Origin of the sequence: Pararhizobium qamdonense, from assembly GCF_029277445.1 — a bacterium.
Taxonomy (GTDB): domain Bacteria; phylum Pseudomonadota; class Alphaproteobacteria; order Rhizobiales; family Rhizobiaceae; genus Pararhizobium; species Pararhizobium qamdonense.
The window spans coordinates 21,325-41,925 of the sequence record NZ_CP119567.1 but is presented as its reverse complement, the minus strand read 5'-3'; the positions used below and the strand labels follow the sequence as shown (position 1 = coordinate 41,925).

Here is a 20,601-nt window from a genome sequence, read left to right as displayed (position 1 = left end):
CAATTCAAACATTGCCCAAGCCCTGCGTTGCACAGGTCTTGAATGCTTTCCTCATGCGATCGGAATGATCCCGCTGGCCAAGGCCGCGCGCGAACTACTGGCTGGCAGAAACGTCCTCAGCCAGCCAGTATTTGACCACCCGGCTGACCAGTTGCGGCGGTAAAGGCACATAGCCCAGTGCTTCGGCATCGCCACTACCCGCCTCGAAAGCAAGCCGGAAAAAGTCACGCACGCGATGATACCGGTTGGGCTGCTGTCCGGTTACCGGAACAACCGCGAATGTCGCGCCGCTGATCGGATAGGCCCCCTCGCCTGGCTGATCGGTCAGCGACACCGAGAAATCGTTTGCTTCGTCCCATAAGGTGGCGCTGGCCGCCGCCCGGACACCATCCGGGCCGGGCCGCACAAACCGGCCCGCTTTGTTTTGAACTACGGCATAGGGCAGATTTGCACGTTCGACCTGGCCGAAATCGGCATAGGCAATCGCCCCCTTGGTCGCCAGCACCGTGCGCAGGAGGTCCTGCGTTCCCTCGACACTGGTCCCGGCCGGCCAGGCAATCCGCGTATCGGCGCCGTAAGCCGCTTTCCATTCCGGGCTCGCCGAGGACAGATATTCGGTGAACATAAAGGTCGTGCCTGATCCGTCCTTGCGGCTGACCGGACTGATTTTGAGGTCCGGAAGGTTGATATCCGGATTGACAACCTTGATGGCCGGATCGGCCCAGGACTGGATCTTCCCCAGATAGATATTTGCCAGCAGCGGACCAGTGAGGTTGATGCGGCCCGTTTCGATGCCGTCGAGATTGACAGCAATCGCCACGCTGCCAAGCACGATCGGAAACTGCTGCCGCCCGAGCTTCGAGAGTTCCTCGTGCGAGACGGGTACATCCGTGGCAGCAAAGTCCATCTCAGGCTGGTCAAGGCGCATCAAACCTGCCAGCGAGCCGACGAGTTCGTAATCAACCGTCCAGTCGGGCGAACTAAAGTCGCCATCATCCATCCGCGCTGTCTCGTAGTTCTCTGCCCATTTTGCGATGATGGGCGCCGCGAATGTCGAGCCGGCACCGCGGATGGGCTCCGCCATGACAGGTGGCGCCAACAGCAACGAGCCGGCAGAGATCGCCAGTCTGGCCAAGCCACCAGCCACTGCGCGCGCACCGAACACCTGCTGCAAAAAACGCCCCATCAGCATTCCTCTTCGCAGCCATAAATCTACAGATGGATCAATTCTCGGGACTTTTGGACACTATTTCGCCCGGGACAGTCGCAAAATGTATATTTATGACAATAAGAAATCACAGAGGCCTTATCGTATTTCCGTTCGTTAACATTTTAATGACGATCTATTTAAAACGATGCTTTCACCACGCTCCGGACATTCGAGAAACGCTTCTGCGCCTCAGAACGACCGACCCGCAACACTTTAAGAGCGAAAAATGATCCTGCGGAAAGTGGGCAAGCGGACCGTCGGTGGCGGCGATCGTAGCGATGGCCGGGCGGGCGTCAGCGGCGCGCGTCGCATCGTGCTTCGGCGCGCCGAAGACCTGTCAAACAGGGCCTCGACAATGCGTCCCTGTTTGAAAACGAACGATTTCGCAGATTTGGATCACGGTGATCTCATGCGTGACGAGTGTGATCGTAGCACCGAGGCTGCGTTCGGTATCTTTCATCTGTCGCGTCAACAGTTTGCCAGCGCCTATCCCTCGTCGATCATGTGTGCGGTCGGAAAGCGACCTGACATGCGGTTCGTTTAACGAGGTAAACGCTGGTTATTTCAATCTTGCGCAGACATGCGAAAATTCGTTCCACTGCGGGAGATGTGCGCTTTCGGGTCTCAGCCAGGGACGAACCTGTTGCCGCTCCTAAAACAGGCTGCCCAACTCCCTACCTCACGACCCGAAGAATACCCTTGACCACCTCGTCCTGAAGCGAGGCCTGCTTCTCGACATTGAAATGATTGACGCGCAGGTCGCGCGATAGGTCGCGGTTGTCGAGCTTGCCTTTGAAGCCGGGGCCTTTCGTCAAGATCGCGCCCCAGCTATGGCTGGAGAAATAGAAATTCACGACGCGGGTGACATTGGCTGGCAGGGGGCTGGGGCTCGTTGCTGCAAACGACGCCATGTAATCCACCCGGATACCGCGTTGTTCCAACGCCTGCGCTAATGAGATGATAGCGTTTGCTCCAAGCGAATGTCCGACCAGGATAATGGGCGACGGCCCGAATTTCTGCCGGTCGGCTAGGATTTTGTTAAGGGCTGACCGCCAGGCCATGAAGCCCTCGACATGGGCATCGACGCCCGCCGCCCGTAGCTTTCTGCCAATTTCATCGAGGCCCGTCGAAAAGATATTTGCCAATCCGCGAAAGAGATAGACCTGCGGAGGTCCGCCACGCCTGCGCTTAACCGCCGCAACGGCCGGCTCCACCTGCAAACCGGTGACGGTGACGGCCAGAATTGAGGCCAAAAAGGAGCGGCGGCTGGTTAAGTGTTCAATCGGCGTTAGAGGTTTCTTCATTGCGTTACCAAGGTTTGGGAATGATGCGGCCGGTGTTTCTGGCATATTCGTCGTAGGATGCTCCAAACGCGTCTCGCATCATTGCCTCTTCGTGACGAACGCGGGAGAAATAGAGGATTCCAACTCCCACCAGACCGGCTGCCCCCGCAATGACATTGGGCAAAAGACAAAACTGAGCAGCGGCCCAAAGCCAGAATGACAGATACATCGGATGTCTGACGTAACGGTAAAGACCGTCGGTCACGAGCTTATGTTCGTTGCGGATTTCCAATGTCACCGACCAATTTTTACCAAGCTGCCGGTGACTGGCGTAAAAGAGCCAGAGAAATGCCAGCTCGATCAAAAGCCCCAGCCAGCCAAGCCAAGGTTGAAACGTATAGTCGGCAAACGCCGGAAACCCCGTCGCGACAAAAACGATTGGGACGAGACTGAGCCCAGCGGCGGCGGCGGCCAAAGCCAGGCGATCTCTCAGCGTCTTGGCGCTGCTTGCCACCCGCGTTTTGCGCGCGCGGCTCCGATGGGGCACGCGAATGATCACCCACGCGACGAGACCAACGGCCCATACGATTGCAGCCAGTGTCGGTGTCATAGGGACGTCGCCTCTTTCTTAGGAAGTCCGCCAACAACGCGGCCTTCTACTCTTGCCGACAAGAACATTGGTCCGCAGCAAATCTGGAAGAAATCATACCAATACGGCTTCGTATTCGCGTAAACATATTGATAATGCACGCGAAAAAAGTTTCTTTTGATGCGCGCATACGTCTCAGACTGCAGCATATCCCTGACTTTTATAGTTCGAACGACGGGGAAATCCTGACCGGCCTTCGGCGCAAGACCCATTTCCGCAACGGGATCCGTCCTGTAGAAATTGATGGCATCCGTCAAACATTGAATCTCCACCCATTCCAACTGATCGGCATTGATGAGTTGCTCCACGGATTTCCGGAACTTCCGGCCAGCCGGATGATAGCCTGCCTTGAGTGCTGTCGATCCCAAGGTGAGGAGAACCACTTTTCGTGCCGAGCCTGCAAAATCCTTGTCGATGGAAAGGCAGCGTGCGGCGACATCGATCATCAGCAGGCCGCCGGTGCTATGGCCGATCAACAGGATCTCGTCATAGCTTTCTGCCCTTGCTTTGGCGACGATGGTCTCGGCAAAGCGCTGCAAGGTTGCATCGGCATCCGCCCGCCGGCCACGGATGAAGTCCAGCGAAAACGACCACAGGTCCATCAGATGATGGATCGACCATCGTTTCCCGGCCAAGGATAGAGCCAGGACAAAAGTCAACACGCCCACCAGCCAACTTGCTGCACCCAGCCATTGGGCGGTGACCTGCGCGGCACTGTAAGCCACCAGTGCAAACATCATCAGCACGAGAAATGGATAGACGAAATACAGCCCGAAGCGCCAGGCCTTGTTGAAGAAATGGAACGCTGCACCCGAAACCCAAAAATCGAAGAAGGCGCGAAGATAATGGAACAATCTTACGGGCATCGGTCGGGCGAAATCGCGAAGCACGACCTTGTCCAGAGACAGGAAATTGAAATCGGTGCGTGTCGACCAACGTTCCTCAGGCGCGCGCGTCGAGATTGTTGCGGCACCGGCTTCATTGTTCTGGGAGACATCAACAGGCGAGATCTCCGAGCGATAGCCCCAAAGCGCATCGAAGCGGGAAACCTGTCTAAAAAGCCGGCTGAAAAAAACCTCGGGCGTTTTTGGCTCATAGCCACCAATGAAGAATACGGCGCGTTTCAAGACAGTCTGCTGCATTTCGGGACCGTAATTTGCCTTCCGGATATCGTCAAGAACTGCTGATGTGATCACAAAACAAATGCGTGGAGCATCCGCAAACGTCAACGTGATCTAACCTTAGAATTTTTTCATGTCAGTATTTTTGAGGTCTGAACGCCTCAAAGACGCTTGGAATGAGAACTTTGTGGACGGTCTCAGAGCGTTGCTCGTTTCACGCCGCCTGGCAGCCGTTCAGGTTCGAGCGTCAGCCTGAACAGCGCGCCGCCTTTCGTTGGAAGTACCACCGCATCGCCTCCATGCAGGCGGGCGATCTGGCGGACGAGGTTCAGGCCGAGCCCGGCACCGGACGATTGGGGCTTGCTGCGATAGAATGGATCGAAAATCTTTTCGCGTTCCTCGTCCGGTATGCCCTCGCCCTCGTCCAAGACCTCGATTGCACCGTCAGGGCAGAGGCGAACCATGATCTGGCCGTGGTTTCCCGCATGCTGGATGGCATTGCGCACGAGGTTTGTAATCGCTCTTTCGACGGAGAGCCGGTCGGCGACAACGACCATGGAACTGCAATCGCTTTCGAATGCGAGATCATACCCGGCATTGATCGCCAGCGGCGCGAGATCGGCAACAACCTGCTGGCAGAGCCCTACCAGGTCCGTGTCGGCCCGGGTCGGCATAACTGCGAACCTTTGTATGTCCAGCAACTGCTCAGCGACGGCTCCGATACGCGAGACGTCCAGAAGGAGACGGCGGTTTTGCTCGGTGTCTTCATAGCCTTCGATCCGTGTCTGCAGGATCGCAATGGGGGTGCGAAGCTCATGTGCCGCATCTGCGAGAAATCTCTCGCGGGCGGAGACATCGGTGTCCACCCGCGCCAGCGCCGCGTTGATCGTCTTCACCAGAGGCGCGATTTCCTCGACGACATCGTCGGTCGGCAGCCTCACGCCGGGCTTGTTGACGTCGATCTGGCTTGCAAGTGCCGTGATGCGTTTCATGCCCTTGAGGGAACTGTTGACCACAAGCGGAATGATCACCACAGCCAGAATAAGCGGAATGAGCGTTGTCGGGAGATAGATGACGTGCAGAGTGCGCACCATATACTCCAACACCGACCCCGGCGCCGATTTTCCGCCATAGATCGCCTTCACGGGACCAGCGTCGGTTTCGAGCAGGGCGAAGATTGCTGTCATCGGGGAATCATGGCCGACGCGCACATCGAGCGCGCTGATGATATCGAGGTTCGCCAGCACCGAGTCGAGCCCCGCCGGGGACCGGCCGATCCGCGCCTCCCTGCCCTTGTCGTCCCTGGCGACCAGCCAGAAATCAGGGTAGTCGCGGATGATCGTCTGGATGGCGCCGGTCGGGGAAATGCGCAGCGTGCCGCCGTCCAGATGGATCGACGCCGCGATCTCGGCCTTGATCGTATCGTCCACGGGCGTGGCATCGGACGTTGCAGCGACGATCAGCCAGATCAGCGCGGCATAGAAGACCACCATCATCAGGGCGAGAGCGATGGAAAAGCGGGAGACAAGGCGCCATTTCAGCGATCGTGGTTTGAACAGATATTTCACTCGGCCCCCTTGAGCATATATCCGACACCCCGGATCGTGTGGATCATCGCTTCGGCACCGGCGTCGGCCAGCCGTTTCCTCAGCCGCGATATATGGCTGTCCAGGGCGTTGGACTGTATTTCGTCAGCAAAGCCGTACACCGCCTCCTCGAGCGAAGGCCGCATGACGGTACGTCCGGACCGTCTGATGAGGATTTGCAGCGCAAGTGCCTCCCGTCTCGGGAGGTCGAGATTGGTGCCGCCGACCAGAACCTGCAGAGTGCTGATATCCATCGACAGATTGCCTTCGGAGACGATGTTGGAGGCGTAGTTGGAAGCCCGCCGTGCCGCCGCCCTGATCCGCGCCAGCAACTCTTCCGCCACGAATGGCTTACCGATATAGTCGTCGGCGCCCTCGTCCAGACCTGTGACGCGGTCCTTGGATGTGTCGTGCGCCGTCAGGATGATGACAGGCGTCGTGTCGCCTGTGCGGCGCATGTCCGAGAGAAGGCTCATGCCGTCGCCGTCCGGCAGCTGGCGGTCCAGCAGAACGGCTTCGTGAACACCCTCCTTCAGGGCTTCGCGACCCTGCTCGATGGTCGGGACGTGATCGACGATATTGCCGTGTTTCGACAGGACGGTGATGATCGCGGCAGCCATCTCGGGCTCGTCCTCCACCAGCAGCAATCGCATCGTCACCCTCCTCTGCCGAAACCTGCAACGCCGCTTACCAGCGCTCCGTGCAAGTGCCGGTAAGCCTGTATCAACGCTGGCGAGCAGGCAAGGGCTTCCTGTTAAACATCGGATTTTCCGTAGCTTTTAGATCATCTGCAGCTCGCTATCGAAAATTAGCGGTGATATTTCGAACCCGCAATGTTGTTGCAATGTCGGTCCCCGACTGTGGAAGTCCGGCCATGCGCCGGACCGAAACCGCGCCATTTGTCTGGCGCACGGGAGAATAAGATGAACACAGGAATGAAATTGTACGGCAGGCCCGCCCTGGCTCTGGCGCTTGCCTTGTCGCTGATGGCTCCGGACATTGCCGAAGCCGGAAAGAAGGAACGCGCCATCGCGCTCGGGATCGGCATCGGTATGCTCGGCGGCGCACTCGCCTCGAACGGCGACCCCCGCGCCGTCATCGGCGGAGCGGTCGCCGGCGGCCTTATTGGAGGTGCTGCCCACAGGGATAGACGGGACTGGCACCAAGACCGCCGCTCATGGCGTGACGACCGCTGGGATCACAGACGGCCCCACCGCCGCGACTGGCGCTAAGAAGACGAAAACAAAGGTAAGACTTGGAACACAGGAATGAATGACATGAAAACATTGCTCGCAACTGCCGCCGCCTTGATGGCCGTCACTTTCGCCCCAGCCATCGCGCAGGAAAAACCTGTCGATGAAAAACCTGGCGACAAGGAGATGATCGACAAGGCATTTTCCGGCATGGACACGAACAAGGACGGCAAGATCGACGGGGAAGAGGCCAAGGCGAATGCGATCCTGGTAACGTATTTCGACGCTCTGGACACCGACAAGGACGGTTTCCTGTCAAAGGCGGAGATGGACGCCGCGCTGGCTGAGGCCGCCAAGCTGAAAGGCTGAGATCCAAGACTGGCAATCACGTTGCCTCTGCGCCATCTTCCGTGAGGCGGGCTCCTCCAGTCCCGCATACGCGGCGGGTGGCGCAGAGGTGCTTGATTGTCAGGCATAAAAGCCAACCGGCCAAAGACCCTCCCAAACACCTCCTTGTGCGGAACCGTCCATGCTCCCGACCAGACCCATTATCTTTTCAGTCATGCTGATCCTCGGTGCCGGCTTTGCAGGCAAAGCGTTTCCACAGACCGCGCCAGGCGGACCGGTGGAACTGGCCAGCGTCGATGTCAGCACAGTCGTTCCACGCAACATCGGCAGCGAGGTGCGGATATCCGGCTCCCTCACCCCGATCCGCCGGACCAGTCTGACGGCACGGGTCGCCGGTACGATCGTCGAGCTCCCGGTGCAGATCGGCGACGTCGTCAAAAAGGGCGATCTGCTGGTGCGCTTCGACACCGAGGGGCTGAACTCAGCACTGACCGCCCGCTCAGCCGAACTCGAGGCGATCGCTGCCCAGCTGGAACTGGCCGAAAACGTTCTCCAGCGCAATATCAGCCTGCAGGATCGCGGCGCGTCTTCGCAGGCATCCCGCCTCGAGGCGAACGCGCAGGTTCTCAATCTCAGGGCGCAGCTCCGGTCCAAACAGGCGATGGTCGCAGATGCGAAGCTCGCGCTTGACGATGGCGAGGTTCATGCCGAATTCGACGGCGTGATCGCCGCTCGCCCTGTCGAGCAAGGGCAGACCATTCCGGTCAACGGCGAATTGCTGACGGTCGTCGATCCAAAACGCATGGAAGTCGATGCGGGTGTGCCTACAAGCCGGATTCCGCGCGTGCGGATCGGACAGCCGGTGGAGCTTTCCGTCGAAGGGTTTCAGGACCGCAAGTTCACCGGCGAAGTGACGCGGATAGCGCCAACCGCGGTCGCGGGATCGCGCGCCGTCCGGGTCTTCGTCGCCATCCGTAACGACGATCTGCTTCTGAAGGGCGGCATGTTCACGACGGGTGTCCTGAGGGTGGACGATCAGCAGAATGTCATCGCACTGCCGATGCCGGCGATCCGGCACGACAGCGGCGGCCCGTTCGTCCTCAAGGTCGAGGAGGGATATTTGCGCAGACGCGAGGTTTCGCTGGGAACGGTATGGAGCGATCAGGATCTGGTCGAGGTTAGAGGGCTGTTTTCCGGCGATGTCGTCGTGTCTGCGCCCTTGCCGCAGCTCGTTGCCGGCGTACCGGTCATCGTGGAAGGTCAGTAACGCCATGTTCCTCACCCATATCAGCGTGAAGCACCCGGTCTTTGCCACCATGATGATGGTGACCATCCTGGTCATCGGCCTGTTTTCGTTCAACCGGCTCGGCATCGACCAGTTCCCCGAGACCGACCTTCCCATCGTGGTCATCACTGCCGGCTATACGGGAGCATCCCCCGAAACCGTCGAGAGCGAGGTCGCGCGGCCGATCGAGTCAGCACTCAACACGATCGGCGGCATCGACACGATCACGTCCGAATCTTACGAAGGCCGCGCCGTGGTCGTCGTACAGTTCGAACTCGACGTTGATTCCCAGGCGGCCGCGCAAGAGGTCAGAGACCGCGTGGCGCGGCTCGAAGCCGGATTTCCGGACGGCGTGGACAGCCCGCAGGTCACGCGGTTCAATCCCGAGGACGCACCCATCGTGTCGCTCGCGGTCTCGTCGTCCAAACGCTCGCTTTCCGAGATCACCACGCTCGCCGACCGTGTCATCACCAGCCGCCTGAGTGTCATTTCCGGGGTCGGCAAGATCACGCTCGTCGGCGGCAGCGAACGCCAGATGCTCGTCGTCGTCGATCCCGACAGGCTGGAGGCCTACGGCGTCGGCGTTGCCTCGGTGATGGATGCCATCCGGCGCGAGAACCAGGACCGCGCCGCCGGCACGCTGATATCCGGCATCAACCAGCGGATCGTCACCGTCGAGGGCCGGATCGAGGATGTCGCAGGGTTCAACAGCATCATCGTCGCCCAGAGCGGCGGATATCCCGTCTACCTTTCCGATGTTGCGACCGTGGTCGATACAGGCGCCGAGGTGACCAGCCGGGCGACCTATCAGGGGGTGCCGTCGCTTGGACTGGATATCGTCAAGGTCCAGGGCGCCAATACCGTCGCCGTCGCTAAAGATCTGCGCAAGGAGATCGAAGCCTTGAATTCCGAACTCAAGGCCGAGGGCATCGAGCTCAAGATCACCCGCGACAACGCGCGCGCCATCGCAGCACAGGTTTCCGAGGTGCAGCGAACGCTGATCGAGGGCGGCGTCCTCACCGTGGTGATCGTGTTTCTGTTCCTGAATTCATGGCGCTCGACTGTCATCACAGGTCTGACTTTGCCGATCTCGGTTATCGGCACGTTCGCGGTGATCTACGCCCTCGGGTTCACGCTCAACACCATGACCCTGATGGCGCTCTCCCTGTCGATCGGCATTCTGATCGACGATGCCATCGTCGTGCGGGAAAACATCACGCGCCATCTGCATATGGGCAAGGACCACGTGCGGGCGGCACTGGATGGCACCAACGAGATCGGTCTTGCCGTGCTTGCGACGACGCTGTGCATCGTTGCCGTGTTCCTCCCCATCGCCTTCATGGGCGGGCTGATCGGCCGCTTTTTCCTGCAGTTCGGCGTAACGGTGGCTGTCGCCGTGCTGATCTCGCTGTTCGTTTCGTTCACGCTGGATCCGATGCTTTCCAGCGTCTGGTACGATCCGCAGTCGGAGAAGGATGCCCGTCGCGGACCGCTCGGCCGGTTGATCCTGCGCTTCGACCGCTGGTTCGAAAGGCTTGCCGGCCGGTACAGGACATTGATCCACTGGACCTTCGGGCATCGCAAGACGACGATCGGCGCCGTGGTTGCCCTATTTGTCGCGAGCCTGATGCTGGTGCCGATGATTGGTGCTGAATTCCTGCCGCCTGCAGACCAGGGCGAGGTGTCGATTTCTCTGGAAGCAAACCAGGGAGCATCGCTGGAATACATGACGGCCAAGGTCGGACAGGTCGAGACGGCGCTGCGGGCATTCGGCTATGTCGATACGATCTACTCGACGATCAATGCCAGCGGCGCGCGCGGTTTCAACCAGGCCGTCGTCGCGGTGCAGCTCACTGCCGGTGACCGCCGCGACATCACGACGGCCGAAGCGCTCGAACCCATTCGCCAACGGCTTTCGGCAATTGCCGGTCTCAAGATTTCCGTCAGCCAGTCGGACGCCGGCGCGACCGCCAAGCCGCTCCAGCTTTCCATACTCGGCGACGGTGACGACCAATTGCGGAAGATATCCGGCCAGATCACCTCTGCGCTTTCGAAAATTCCCGGGGCGACGGAGGTGGAGTCTTCCATCGAGAACGAACGGCCGACACTGGCCGTCAAGGTCCGGCGCGAAGCGGCAAGCGATCTCGGGGTCTCCATCGCGATGATCGGCGACACGTTGAGACCCCTTGTTGCGGGCGATGCCGTCTCCGTCTGGAACGCACCCGACGGAGAATCCTACGATGTCATGGTCCGGCTTCCTGCCACCGGCCGCCGTGACGCGGCCCAGCTCCGCAACCTGACGATCTCCACCAACCGCACTGACGCGGACGGCAAACCGATCACGGTACTCCTCGATCAGGTCGCCGACGTCGTCGAAAGCACGGCCCCGGATGCCATCACCCGCAAGGACCTGTCGCGGGAAATCCGCATCTCCAGCAATGTCGAGGGACGAACACTTGGCGATGTGCGCCAAGACCTGGACGCTGCCATCGCAGCGATGGATATTCCAGCGGGCTACCGCGTTTCTTTCGGCGGCGATGCGCAAAACCTCGAAGAAAGTCTTGGTTATGCGGTGCAGGCCTTGGCGCTGGCAATCATCTTCATCTACATCATTCTGGCCTCCCAGTTCGGTTCGTTCATCCAGCCGATCGCCATCATGATGACCCTGCCGCTTTCGCTGATCGGCGTCCTGATCGGACTTCTGGTGACGGGATCGACGCTGAATATGTTTTCGATCATCGGCTTCATCATGCTGATGGGGCTCGTCACCAAGAACGCCATTCTTCTCGTGGATTACTCCAACCAGGAGCGGCAGGCCGGAAAATCACTGGAAGACAGCCTCGCCAATGCGGGCGCCGTCCGTCTCAGACCGATCGTGATGACGACGCTCGCCATGATCTTCGGCATGTTGCCCATGGCCATCGGCATGGGCGAAGGCGGAGAATCCCGGGCGCCGATGGCCCACGCGGTCATCGGCGGACTGATCTCCTCAACGCTTTTGACGCTGGTCTTCGTTCCGGTCGTTCTGACCTATCTCGACGGTTTCGGCATGCGCGCCGCTTCGCTGTTTCCGAAAGGGCCGGACAGCCGCGCGGCGGAAAAGGCGCGCTGACGCCTTTTTCAGTCTCCTTCCGAAACCTGCAATGTTGTCACAACGTTGCCACGGCAGAATTCGCCGTGTGGTGCCGAAGTCTTGGCGAAGGACAAGAAAGCCATCGTCAAGCGGACGCGCAAGGCCGCCGGTACGGCGTCTGCGAGAACCGGAGATCAATCCATTCAAATGAACTTTCCTGAGAGAACTATGACAATGACGAAATCCAATCCTGTGATGAAAACCCTGATGCCGATCTGCGCAGGCGGCATGATTCTCCTGACCTTGGCGAGTTGCACGACGGCCGGAGCAGACGATTACGGCGACAGACGGCGGTGTTCCGGGTCGCGTGATCGCTATGACTGCATGTCCATTCAGCAGCATCGCCGCGACCGCGAGCAGCTCATCAATCAGGAAAAGGCGCTGATCAACGCGGAGCAGGCGCGCGAGAACCTGCGGATGCTGAGGGAAATCAGAAGGAGACGCGGTGAATACTGATTTCCCCGGCGCGTGTGCCCGGCCTCGCAAAAGCAGCGACCCAGGCCGATACAAGAGATGACGATCAAGACCATGATCTGTCGAAAGCCGGATGGACAACGCTCATCCGAGGCGGCCAAATCAAGAACTGGCCATTCTGCTCACCACCCCGTGAACGGGCCCAAGCCGTCGCGGAATCACTTTAGGAGTTTTCCATGTCCGAGAAAAGTTGCACACCCCCCTCACCTCAGCAAAGACAGTTTATGGAGATCCGGGAGACCACCGAGAAAGCCATGCTCGAGACCATCTACAAGGCGATCGACGATGCCGCTGCGGAGATGGCTGAAAGGGTGCGCTCGGCAGGCATAGACATCCGCCCGACCGAGCGCGACTATTTCACCTTTGCAGCCCAGCAGGTGCTGTTTGTCCGACTCTGCGGTGGCGATCCCAACACCTTCGAGGGCGGGGACCCCGTGATCGGGGAGCGGATCGTCAGCAACGGGCGATATATAATCGATCACCACTGGAAAAATAATGGCGCCCAGCCTGCGGAGACGTCCTCGCAATGATCACCGCAGCGGTACCCCTGAAGGGGCATCGTTGGTGTGCATTTCTCCAGCCCAAAAAAACCCTCACAGAAATGGACGCGAGCCCCAGCGTTGCGCGAGATCGAGGCATTCGCGCCAGGACATGATGGCACCCGTGGTGGAAACACTGCGCAGAGAGACAGCAGCACAGGCATGGGCAAGGCTCAGGCTCTCGTTCGTGCTCCAGCTTTCGTGGATGCCATAGAGCATGCCGGCCGCAAAGGCATCGCCGGCACCGTTTGCGCCCATGATTTCAGTCTCGGGGATCGCAACGGAAGGTAGGATGGTCCTTTCACCATCGCGGGTCACAACAAGGGCGAAGGACGGGCAGTGTACGGCAACCAGCTTCATGGCCCCCTTTTCCAGCACGGCACGGGCAGCCTGTTCGCAGGCATCACGATCCGTCGCGTCGCCACGCAACGTATCAACGCCGGCGATCGCCCCGATCTCGAGATCATTCACGATCAGGAAATCGAGATGTGGGAGGCAGGGTGCGACCAGGGCAGCCATCAACCCCTTTTCAACGCTCGCAAGCTCCAGATTGGTCATCAGGCCCGAGGCCCGCGCCTGCTTGAGAACGGCGACCCAGCCGTTCGGTTCATCCTTCCACGGCGCATCGAGAATGCGATGCACTCCGGGCAGGCCGAGATGCAGATAGCGCATGCGCGTCGCCGAAAAGTCGAAGTGATCGGGCGTCAGGAGTGCTGCCGTACCGGCATGAAAGATATGGGTGCGCCGGTGCGACGTACGCGACACATAGGCGTTGCAGAAATGCGTCGCGGCAGCATCGGTCACCGCCATCTGGCTGATATCGATCCCGGCTTTGGCGGAGGCCTCCCTGAGGTAGCGGCCGTCGCCATCGTTCCCGACCAGACCGATCGTCTCGATCGGGATGGACGGGTCGAGTTGCCTGATATCGAGCGCCAGATTGCAGCTCGACCCGCCTCCATGGCGCTCCTCCTCAAACAGCTCGGCAAGGCCGTCTTCGGCTGGCCAATGGCTGAGACTGCGGTTGTAATCCACGCACCATGTACCGCCGGTGAGAATACCCCGCCTTTCATTGCTCATTTTGTCTGTTCCGGCTTGAGGACAGCTTCGGTGACGAGATTGTCGGCGGACAAATCACGGTGCGGTGCAATGCCGTCTTTTTCCAGCTGGCCGTGATAGGCCTTGACCGCCTCACCTGGTGAAACATTGCCGGAAGCGACCTCGCGCATGAACCGGACCATGGCCAGCGGATCTTCCGCCAGGTTGATCTTGCGGCCGAAGAGCGCAACGCGGGCGCCATATTTTTCAGCCTGATAGAGCAGCTCGAAGCAATCGCGGGTCGTGCCGGCACCGCCGCCGAGGACGCCGACAATGACGCTCGGGTCGTAGGATGCAAGCTCCTCCAGCGCCTTTGCGCCGTTGAAGGGGATCTTCAGGAACTGCGGACGATCCGCTTTCATCACACCCGCAAGGCAGCGCATCATGACATCATTGACGTAATGCGGCTGCAGTTCCGGATCGATGCCGGAATCGACGTTCGGGTTGAACACCTCGAGGAAATATTTGAAATTGTTGCGCGCGGCATCGTCGCGAAAATCGGTGAACGCTTCCAGCGCATGGTAATCATGGTCAAGGTCGTTGTTGAAGGTGATGGAATAGAGGCCAAGATCCGTACCGGTGATCGGGGCGCCCGGTGCCGGATCGACCGTACCGGTCGCAACCCGCGACAGCGATGCCGAGCGGAAAGGCCGGGACGGCTGTTTCGAATACGTGGCCCCGCGGCAGACCCATACATCCGTCGTATCGTTGGCGCGGATCGCCGGTTTGACCGCGCTGTTGCGGAAGACGCCCATGTCGGTTAGCGCTTCCATGTTGGACGCGGATGTCAGCATGATATCGACGATATCCTGCTCGACGACGGCGCGGATATTGTCCAGAAATTCCGGGCGCGTGTAGTGACGTGACCAGCTTCCGTCCTTCTCGCGTTTGGGACCACATGAGGTCATGCTTGGTCCCATATCGCCGTCTTTTGCGTCGGCGATGATGAAGTCGTTGCGGGTATATTGGCCGGCACGAATGCGCGCGAGTTTCTGATCCAGGCGATACATGAGTTTGCTCCGTTCGGTGGTGTCCGGTCGTACGAGAACCGGACGGGATGGTTTAAGCAGTGGCGGCGCCAGTCATGATGGCGACAACGTCGTTCATGGAGTGAGTCTTCGGCGTCACCACGGCGGCACGCCGGCCGAGACGCATGATGTGGATGCGGTCGGCAAGGTCGAAGACATTGGGCATGTTGTGGCTGATCAGCACGACGGGCAGACCGCGGCTGCGGATTGACCGGATAAGTTCGAGAACCTGCCCGGTCTCGCGCACGCCGAGTGCTGCAGTCGGCTCGTCCATGATGACCAGTTTGCGTGCGAACAGCGCGGCACGGGCGACAGCCACCCCCTGGCGCTGTCCGCCGGACAGCATTTCCACGGGATTATCGATCGCCGGCAGCCGGAACTGCAGCTCGTCCATCACGCGCCGGGCTTCCTCGCGCATCCGCGTTTTGTCGAGGCGGCGAAACAGGCTGCCCATGATGCCGGGCGCGCGCAATTCGCGGCCGAGAAACAGATTGGACGCGATATCAAGCGCAGGCGCCACGGCGAGATCCTGATAAACGGTCTCGATGCCGGCATACCGGGCATCAAGCGGCCCCCTGAAATGAACTGGCTCACCATCGAGAAGGATTTCACCGCTGGTCGGATGCAACGCGCCGGTCAATGCCTTGATCAGCGTGCTCTTGCCAGCACCGTTGTCGCCGACCACGGCGAGAATTTCGCCGGCCCGCAATTCGAAATCGACGCCGTTGAGAGCCGTGACATGACCATAGGTCTTCACCACATTGCGTGCTTCCAAGACAACATGCGCGGGTGCGGCGGAAGATTGAGCGATATCGGCCGGCATCATCGTCTCCTCCGGGACATCTGGTCGAGCGCAACCGCGATGATGACGAGGATGCCCGTCACGAGGTCCTGCCAGAGCGGATCAATGCCGGCGAGTGTCAGGCCGTTGCGCAGAACGCCGACGATCAAGGCGCCGATCAAGGTACCGATCAGCCCGCCGCGCCCGCCGAAGAGGCTGGTACCGCCGATGACGACGGCAGTGATGGAATCAAGGTTTGCGGTCTGCATTGCGTTCGGATCGGCATTGGGAATACGCCCTAGCGCCAGCCAGGCGCCGATGCCATAGATCAGGCCTGCCAGCACATAAACGGACATGAGATGGCGCCGAACGGGAATCCCGACAAGGCGGGCGGCCTCCGGATTGTTGCCGATGGCATAGACATGCCGGCCCCATTTCGTCTCATTGAGAAAATACCAGACGATCGCATAGAGCGCGAACATGATCACCACACCATAGGTGATCACAAAACCGCTCAGCCTCATCGTATTGCCCGTCCAGGACAAAAACGGATCGCGCACGGCAAAGGCACCGCCTTCGGATATCAGACGAAGGGCTGCTGTCAGGATGCCGAGAATACCAAGCGTTACGATGAAGGGCGGGAGCTTCAGCCCGCTGACCAGCCCTCCGGCCGCAAGTCCCGATATCGTGCAGAGCAGCACGGCAAAGCCCATCGAGAGAACAGGGTCATAGCCGAGATTGACGAGCTTTCCCGCCACGATCGTGCCGAGCACGCAGATCGCGCCGACGGCCAGATCGATGCCGGCTGTCAGGATGACCAGCGTCTGGCCAATGGCCAGAACACCGATGATGACGGTCTGCTGCAGGATGATCGACAGATTTTGCGTTGCGAGAAATCTCGGATTGGTGAATGCGAAAATCACGCAGAACGCGATCAGAACCAGAAGCGGTCCCGCCGAAGGAGCACCGACAATACGGGCCTTCCAGCTTCGCGGCCTATCGGGTGCGGAAGCAATGGCTGTGTTCATGGAAACCTCATGCCTCAAAGTCTTGCGCTATAGGCTTCACGCCAGCGCGACGGACGATCGCCCGGCCGGGACCGCGACCGGCATAAGCCTGACGCGATCCCACCGGGAGAAAGAGGATCAATCACCCCAGCAGTTTTCCAGACCCCAGGCGGTGTCCTTGGATTCCAGGCCCTCCGCTGGCTTGTCGGTGATCAGGAAAGAGCCGGTATTGACGAAGCCACTGGGCTTCTTGCCGGAGGCGGCATAATCGGCGACGGCATCGACGCCCATGGAGGCCATCTTGTAAGGGAATTGCATGACGGTAGCGGCAATCTTGCCGTCCTTGACATCGCGAACGCCAGCGCATCCGCCGTCGATGGACGTCAGCATCACGTCGCTTTCCTTGCCGAAGGATTTCAATGCCGCATAGGCGCCGGCCGCAGCGGGCTCATTGATCGTGTAAACGGCATTGATATCGCCATTCTTGGACAAGAGGTTTTCCATACCGACCTGCCCCTTGTCCTGCGCGCCGTTGGTAATAGCGGCGCCCGCAATCGACGGATCGCCTTCGGCAATGCCGAAGCCCTTCAGGTAACCATCATGGCGGAACGTATCGACCGTGCCGCCCGGCGTCCCATCCAGCATGGCAACGACCGCCTTCTTGTCGCCCATGGCCTTGCGGGCATAGGCACCCTGCTGCACGCCGGCTTCGAAATTGTCGGTCGCAAAGGTCGCATCGACGGCTTCGGCCGGGTCGGTCGCCGTATCGAGCGCGATTACCAGCACACCGGCTTCCCGCGCCTTCTTGATGATATCAAGCATGCCGGACGAATTGTTCGGCGTCACGAGAATGCCCTTGGCGCCGGCGCTGATCAGATCCTCGATCGCGGCAACCTGGCCTTCGTTATCGCCATCGAACTTGCCGGCGCGGGCGATCAGCTTCAGCCCTTTTTCCTTGGCGCGGGCCTCCGCCGCCTGGCGCATCTTGACGAAGAATGGATTGACCTCCGTCTTGGTAACGAGGCCGACAATAACTTCCTGCGCGGAAGCGGCGCCTGCGCTCAGAGCGAAGCCAAACGAAAGACCGAGCACGCTGATCCCGGCTTTGAATGCATTGGAACGTGCGGATACGCACATGCGATGAAACGGCATGAATTCCTCCCAAAAGAGCAATGCCACGGAGCCCCTCCGGCTCCTGGCGAGCTTGGCCTCTCCTCAAAGGCCAAGAGGATTAGGGCATCACTTTTGCATAAAGTCAAATATGTAAAACAACTCTTTTGTATATTATTATACAAATATTGCGTCGCAACCGATTTTTAGGGGCGTTATTGCGTGGCAACACGACGCTTCGAGGCCGTTCGTGCAGTCCAATGGCTTGTGATAAACGGAACCTAATTATGGATGAAATTGTACATAACCGTGCTGAAACGTGAAAACGCGTCCTTTATCTCCACCGGCTTTGCCGTTAAACGGGGCATTGAATAGGAGCAATGCATGGATAGGCCAGAACAGGGACACGGCAAGCCGGCACTGGAAGATGCCGGCGGCATACTTTCTCTGATCGCCACCCGACGCGCATCATCGCGCGCCGAATTGCTGCAGGCATCCGGACTGTCTCGCGTCACCGTCACCCAGCGTCTGAACGCGTTGCTCCTCAGCGGCCTCGTGCGCGAAACGGAGGAAACGCTCCCAAGCGGTGGGCGGCCGACGCGGGTGCTGGCCGTCAATGCCGCAAGCGGCTTCGTGCTCGTCGCCAATATCGGCGAGACGCATATCCACCTCGCCGCCATGGACCTCAAGCCCGCCATCATCGCGCAAACGACGATTCCCTTCACCGTCGAAAGCGGACCGTACGTCATCTTGACGCAGATCGAGGACGCATTTGCCGATCTGGCTGCGGAGGCAGCAAAAACCCACAATTTCTTCGTGGGCATCAGCCTCAGCCTGCCGACACCGGTGGATTTCAAGCGTGGCTGCGTCGTCGGCCCATCGGTTCTGCACGGCTGGGACGATTTCGATATTATCGGCCGCCTGAAAGCCCGTTTCGACGTTCCGGTTTCAGTCGAAAACGACGTGAACCTGATGACGATCAGCGAGCACAGGCGCCGCTTTCCGCCCACAGATGACATGCTCTTCGTGAAAATAGGCACCGGCATCGGCAGCGGCATGATCGCGGCTGGCCATCTGTTCCGTGGCGCACAGGGCGCCGCAGGCGATATCGGCCATATCCAGTTCCTGTCCGACGATGCTCCCCTCTGCCGCTGCGGCAAGTTCGGCTGCGTCGAGGCCCGCGCCGCCGGCTGGGCGATCGCCCGCGATCTCTCCACCCGCGGCTTTAAAGCCGAGACCGCCCGCGACGTGATCGAACTGGTGGAACAGCGCAAGCCTGAAGCGTTGATGCTGGTGAGGGAAGCGGGGCGCACGATTGGCGAAGTCATCTCCGATGTCGTCAGCATCATCAACCCGAGCCTCATCGTCATCGGCGGAACACTGGCGCAGAGCGGCGACCTATTGCTGTCTGGCGTGCGCGAACTGGTCTACCAACGCTGCCTACCCCTGGCGACCCGCGACCTCACCATCGAGCTTTCCACCGCACAGGACGACAGCGCGCTGTTCGGTGCTGCCTATCTGCTGCTGGAGGACGTATTCTCACCGGGAAATGTCAGCCGTCTGATTGGACGTTTTTCCATGCAGCTCGAGGCATAAGCCAAACAGGCAGTCGATAACCCACCAACGCGGCCGGGGAAAGACCGGACAAAATTGTCCGCCCGGCCTTTCCATCGACGCGGCCCCCATTGTTCGCACTTTGAGACCATGGCCGTTCCGCAATTACACCGAGAGGTTTGTCGGAACAGGCATTCCGCATTATACGCATTTGGAAGGTGTGGCTTATTGGCCCTGGCCCATTTCCGTTTCCGGATATCTGCGCCTTCGTTTCGTCCGACGACACAATGCAATTTTGAAAGTGTGCCGATGTCTTTGTCTCTTGCCCAACTCCGTGCTGTCGATGCGGTTGCCCGTCACGGCCAAATTTCGCGCGCAGCACAGAGTTTGGGTCTATCTCAGCCATCCATTTCGAACCAGATCCAGACTTTTGAGGCGGCATGGCAAATTCGCTTCTTTGACCGCGATGGCTATACCATCACGGTGCGGCCCGATGCAGAGGCATTGCTGGGGCGTATCAGATTGGCGCTCGACCTTTTTAACGAGATCGAGACCGGCTTGACTGCACAAAGTGCGATGGAAGCCAGCACGCTATCACTGGGTTTTTCCGCTCACCGGTTGATTATGCCGGCGCTCGCCAAATTTGTTGCACACCATCCGGATATACGGATTTCGACGCTTGGCGCTCCCAGTTTTGATCTCTTAAAGGCGGTGAAGCGGGGGGAAATCCATCTGGCTTCAATTTCATCGCCGGAGGCGCCTGCAGGGCTTCATGCCGTCGAGGTGGCGCGCCGCAAGCTTGTTGTCTATGGGAAACGCGATCATCCGCTGCTTGCCAATGCCCATATCGATCTTGCAGACCTCGACGGTGTCTCCATGGTCCTCTGGAACGAAAACTCCGGCTCCCGCCGTCAGTTCGACACGATCTGCGCCGCCCAAAAGATTTTCCCAAAGGTTGCGATGGCGGTCAACACGCTCGACGTCTCCTATGCCGCAGTCGCTGCAGGTATCGGGCTTGGCGTTGCGGTGGAACATGAGGTTCAGGAGGATGAGTATGTAAAAATCGCGTCGTTACAAGCAGATGGCGCCGAAGTGGGCCAATATCTCGTTTGCCTGAAGGGAGCCGAACTCAGGCCGCAGATCGCGTCGTTCATCGAAATCGCCCAGGAGACAGCTGCGGCTTTTTTATAATTTAGACAAATACA

The 20,601-nt window shown here is 59.5% G+C and carries 20 protein-coding genes; 9 read left to right on the top strand and 11 right to left on the bottom strand.

The genetic code is table 11. The annotated features are described in order from the left end of the window. Positions 1-94: 94 nt before the first annotated feature. On the bottom strand, positions 95-1,186 hold the full coding sequence (pstS, locus tag PYR65_RS21490; RefSeq protein ID WP_276121501.1) for a phosphate ABC transporter substrate-binding protein PstS: 1,092 nt from the start codon (positions 1,184-1,186) through the stop codon (positions 95-97). Between the two features lie 250 nt (positions 1,187-1,436). On the opposite strand from pstS, the gene PYR65_RS21485 reads away from it, so the two are divergent. Continuing rightward, complete coding sequence (locus PYR65_RS21485) at positions 1,437-1,754, top strand: hypothetical protein (RefSeq protein ID WP_276121500.1); 318 nt, start codon at positions 1,437-1,439, stop codon at positions 1,752-1,754. A 130-nt stretch (positions 1,755-1,884) separates the two neighbouring features. Here the strand turns inward: PYR65_RS21485 and PYR65_RS21480 are convergent, their stop codons facing one another. The 5 genes from PYR65_RS21480 to PYR65_RS21460 all read right to left on the bottom strand — a co-directional run bounded on the left by PYR65_RS21480 (position 1,885) and on the right by PYR65_RS21460 (position 6,502). Then, positions 1,885-2,514: an alpha/beta fold hydrolase gene (locus PYR65_RS21480; protein ID WP_276121499.1), complete on the bottom strand. Its 630-nt coding sequence runs from the start codon at positions 2,512-2,514 to the stop codon at positions 1,885-1,887. A gap of 4 nt (positions 2,515-2,518) precedes the next feature. Beyond that, a complete protein-coding gene (locus tag PYR65_RS21475; protein ID WP_060637446.1) occupies positions 2,519-3,103 on the bottom strand; it encodes a protein-S-isoprenylcysteine O-methyltransferase in 585 nt (194 codons plus the stop codon). After that, the gene (locus PYR65_RS21470; protein WP_276121824.1) at positions 3,100-4,284 is read right to left on the bottom strand and encodes a lipase; all 1,185 of its coding nucleotides are present in this window, start codon (positions 4,282-4,284) and stop codon (positions 3,100-3,102) included. The genes PYR65_RS21475 and PYR65_RS21470 overlap by 4 nt, the downstream gene beginning before the upstream one ends. Positions 4,285-4,460: 176 nt before the next feature. Continuing rightward, entirely contained in the window at positions 4,461-5,831 is a 1,371-nt protein-coding gene (locus PYR65_RS21465) for a sensor histidine kinase (RefSeq protein WP_276121498.1), read from the bottom strand. Next, positions 5,828-6,502, bottom strand: a complete 675-nt coding sequence (locus PYR65_RS21460; protein WP_276121497.1) for a response regulator — start codon at positions 6,500-6,502, stop codon at positions 5,828-5,830. The genes PYR65_RS21465 and PYR65_RS21460 overlap by 4 nt, the downstream gene beginning before the upstream one ends. Positions 6,503-6,772: 270 nt before the next feature. Between PYR65_RS21460 and PYR65_RS21455 the strand changes: the two genes are divergently transcribed. The 6 genes from PYR65_RS21455 (at position 6,773) to PYR65_RS21430 (ending at position 12,812) form a co-directional block, all read left to right on the top strand. Then, positions 6,773-7,081 (top strand): hypothetical protein, encoded by a 309-nt coding sequence (locus PYR65_RS21455; RefSeq protein ID WP_276121496.1) that lies wholly within the window; start codon positions 6,773-6,775, stop codon positions 7,079-7,081. Between the two features lie 45 nt (positions 7,082-7,126). Beyond that, positions 7,127-7,411 carry an EH domain-containing protein gene (locus PYR65_RS21450; RefSeq protein WP_276121495.1) on the top strand — a complete coding sequence of 95 codons (285 nt, stop codon included), beginning with the start codon at positions 7,127-7,129 and terminating at the stop codon, positions 7,409-7,411. Between the two features lie 160 nt (positions 7,412-7,571). Further along, entirely contained in the window at positions 7,572-8,657 is a 1,086-nt protein-coding gene (locus PYR65_RS21445; protein WP_276121494.1) for an efflux RND transporter periplasmic adaptor subunit, read from the top strand. A gap of 4 nt (positions 8,658-8,661) precedes the next feature. Continuing rightward, positions 8,662-11,787: an efflux RND transporter permease subunit gene (locus PYR65_RS21440; RefSeq protein WP_276121493.1), complete on the top strand. Its 3,126-nt coding sequence runs from the start codon at positions 8,662-8,664 to the stop codon at positions 11,785-11,787. Positions 11,788-11,868: 81 nt separating this feature from the next. Continuing rightward, positions 11,869-12,264: a hypothetical protein gene (locus PYR65_RS21435; RefSeq protein ID WP_276121492.1), complete on the top strand. Its 396-nt coding sequence runs from the start codon at positions 11,869-11,871 to the stop codon at positions 12,262-12,264. A 194-nt stretch (positions 12,265-12,458) separates the two neighbouring features. Further along, complete coding sequence (locus tag PYR65_RS21430; protein ID WP_276121491.1) at positions 12,459-12,812, top strand: ferritin family protein; 354 nt, start codon at positions 12,459-12,461, stop codon at positions 12,810-12,812. Positions 12,813-12,875: 63 nt separating this feature from the next. Here PYR65_RS21430 and PYR65_RS21425 read toward each other — a convergent pair whose 3' ends face one another. The 5 genes from PYR65_RS21425 to PYR65_RS21405 all read right to left on the bottom strand — a co-directional run bounded on the left by PYR65_RS21425 (position 12,876) and on the right by PYR65_RS21405 (position 17,884). Continuing rightward, entirely contained in the window at positions 12,876-13,898 is a 1,023-nt protein-coding gene (locus tag PYR65_RS21425; protein ID WP_276121490.1) for a carbohydrate kinase family protein, read from the bottom strand. Continuing rightward, positions 13,895-14,926, bottom strand: a complete 1,032-nt coding sequence (locus tag PYR65_RS21420; protein WP_276121489.1) for a hypothetical protein — start codon at positions 14,924-14,926, stop codon at positions 13,895-13,897. Before PYR65_RS21420 ends, PYR65_RS21425 begins: the two co-directional genes overlap by 4 nt. Before the next feature lie 52 nt (positions 14,927-14,978). Next, complete coding sequence (locus tag PYR65_RS21415; protein ID WP_276121488.1) at positions 14,979-15,767, bottom strand: ATP-binding cassette domain-containing protein; 789 nt, start codon at positions 15,765-15,767, stop codon at positions 14,979-14,981. Next, on the bottom strand, positions 15,767-16,753 hold the full coding sequence (locus PYR65_RS21410) for an ABC transporter permease (protein WP_276121487.1): 987 nt from the start codon (positions 16,751-16,753) through the stop codon (positions 15,767-15,769). Before PYR65_RS21410 ends, PYR65_RS21415 begins: the two co-directional genes overlap by 1 nt. Before the next feature lie 117 nt (positions 16,754-16,870). Further along, a complete protein-coding gene (locus PYR65_RS21405; RefSeq protein ID WP_276121823.1) occupies positions 16,871-17,884 on the bottom strand; it encodes a substrate-binding domain-containing protein in 1,014 nt (337 codons plus the stop codon). 342 nt (positions 17,885-18,226) lie between these two features. Between PYR65_RS21405 and PYR65_RS21400 the strand changes: the two genes are divergently transcribed. Next, a complete protein-coding gene (locus PYR65_RS21400) occupies positions 18,227-19,438 on the top strand; it encodes an ROK family transcriptional regulator (protein ID WP_276121486.1) in 1,212 nt (403 codons plus the stop codon). Positions 19,439-19,624: 186 nt separating this feature from the next. Continuing rightward, a complete protein-coding gene (locus tag PYR65_RS21395) occupies positions 19,625-20,587 on the top strand; it encodes a LysR family transcriptional regulator (RefSeq protein ID WP_276121485.1) in 963 nt (320 codons plus the stop codon). Positions 20,588-20,601: the final 14 nt, after the last annotated feature.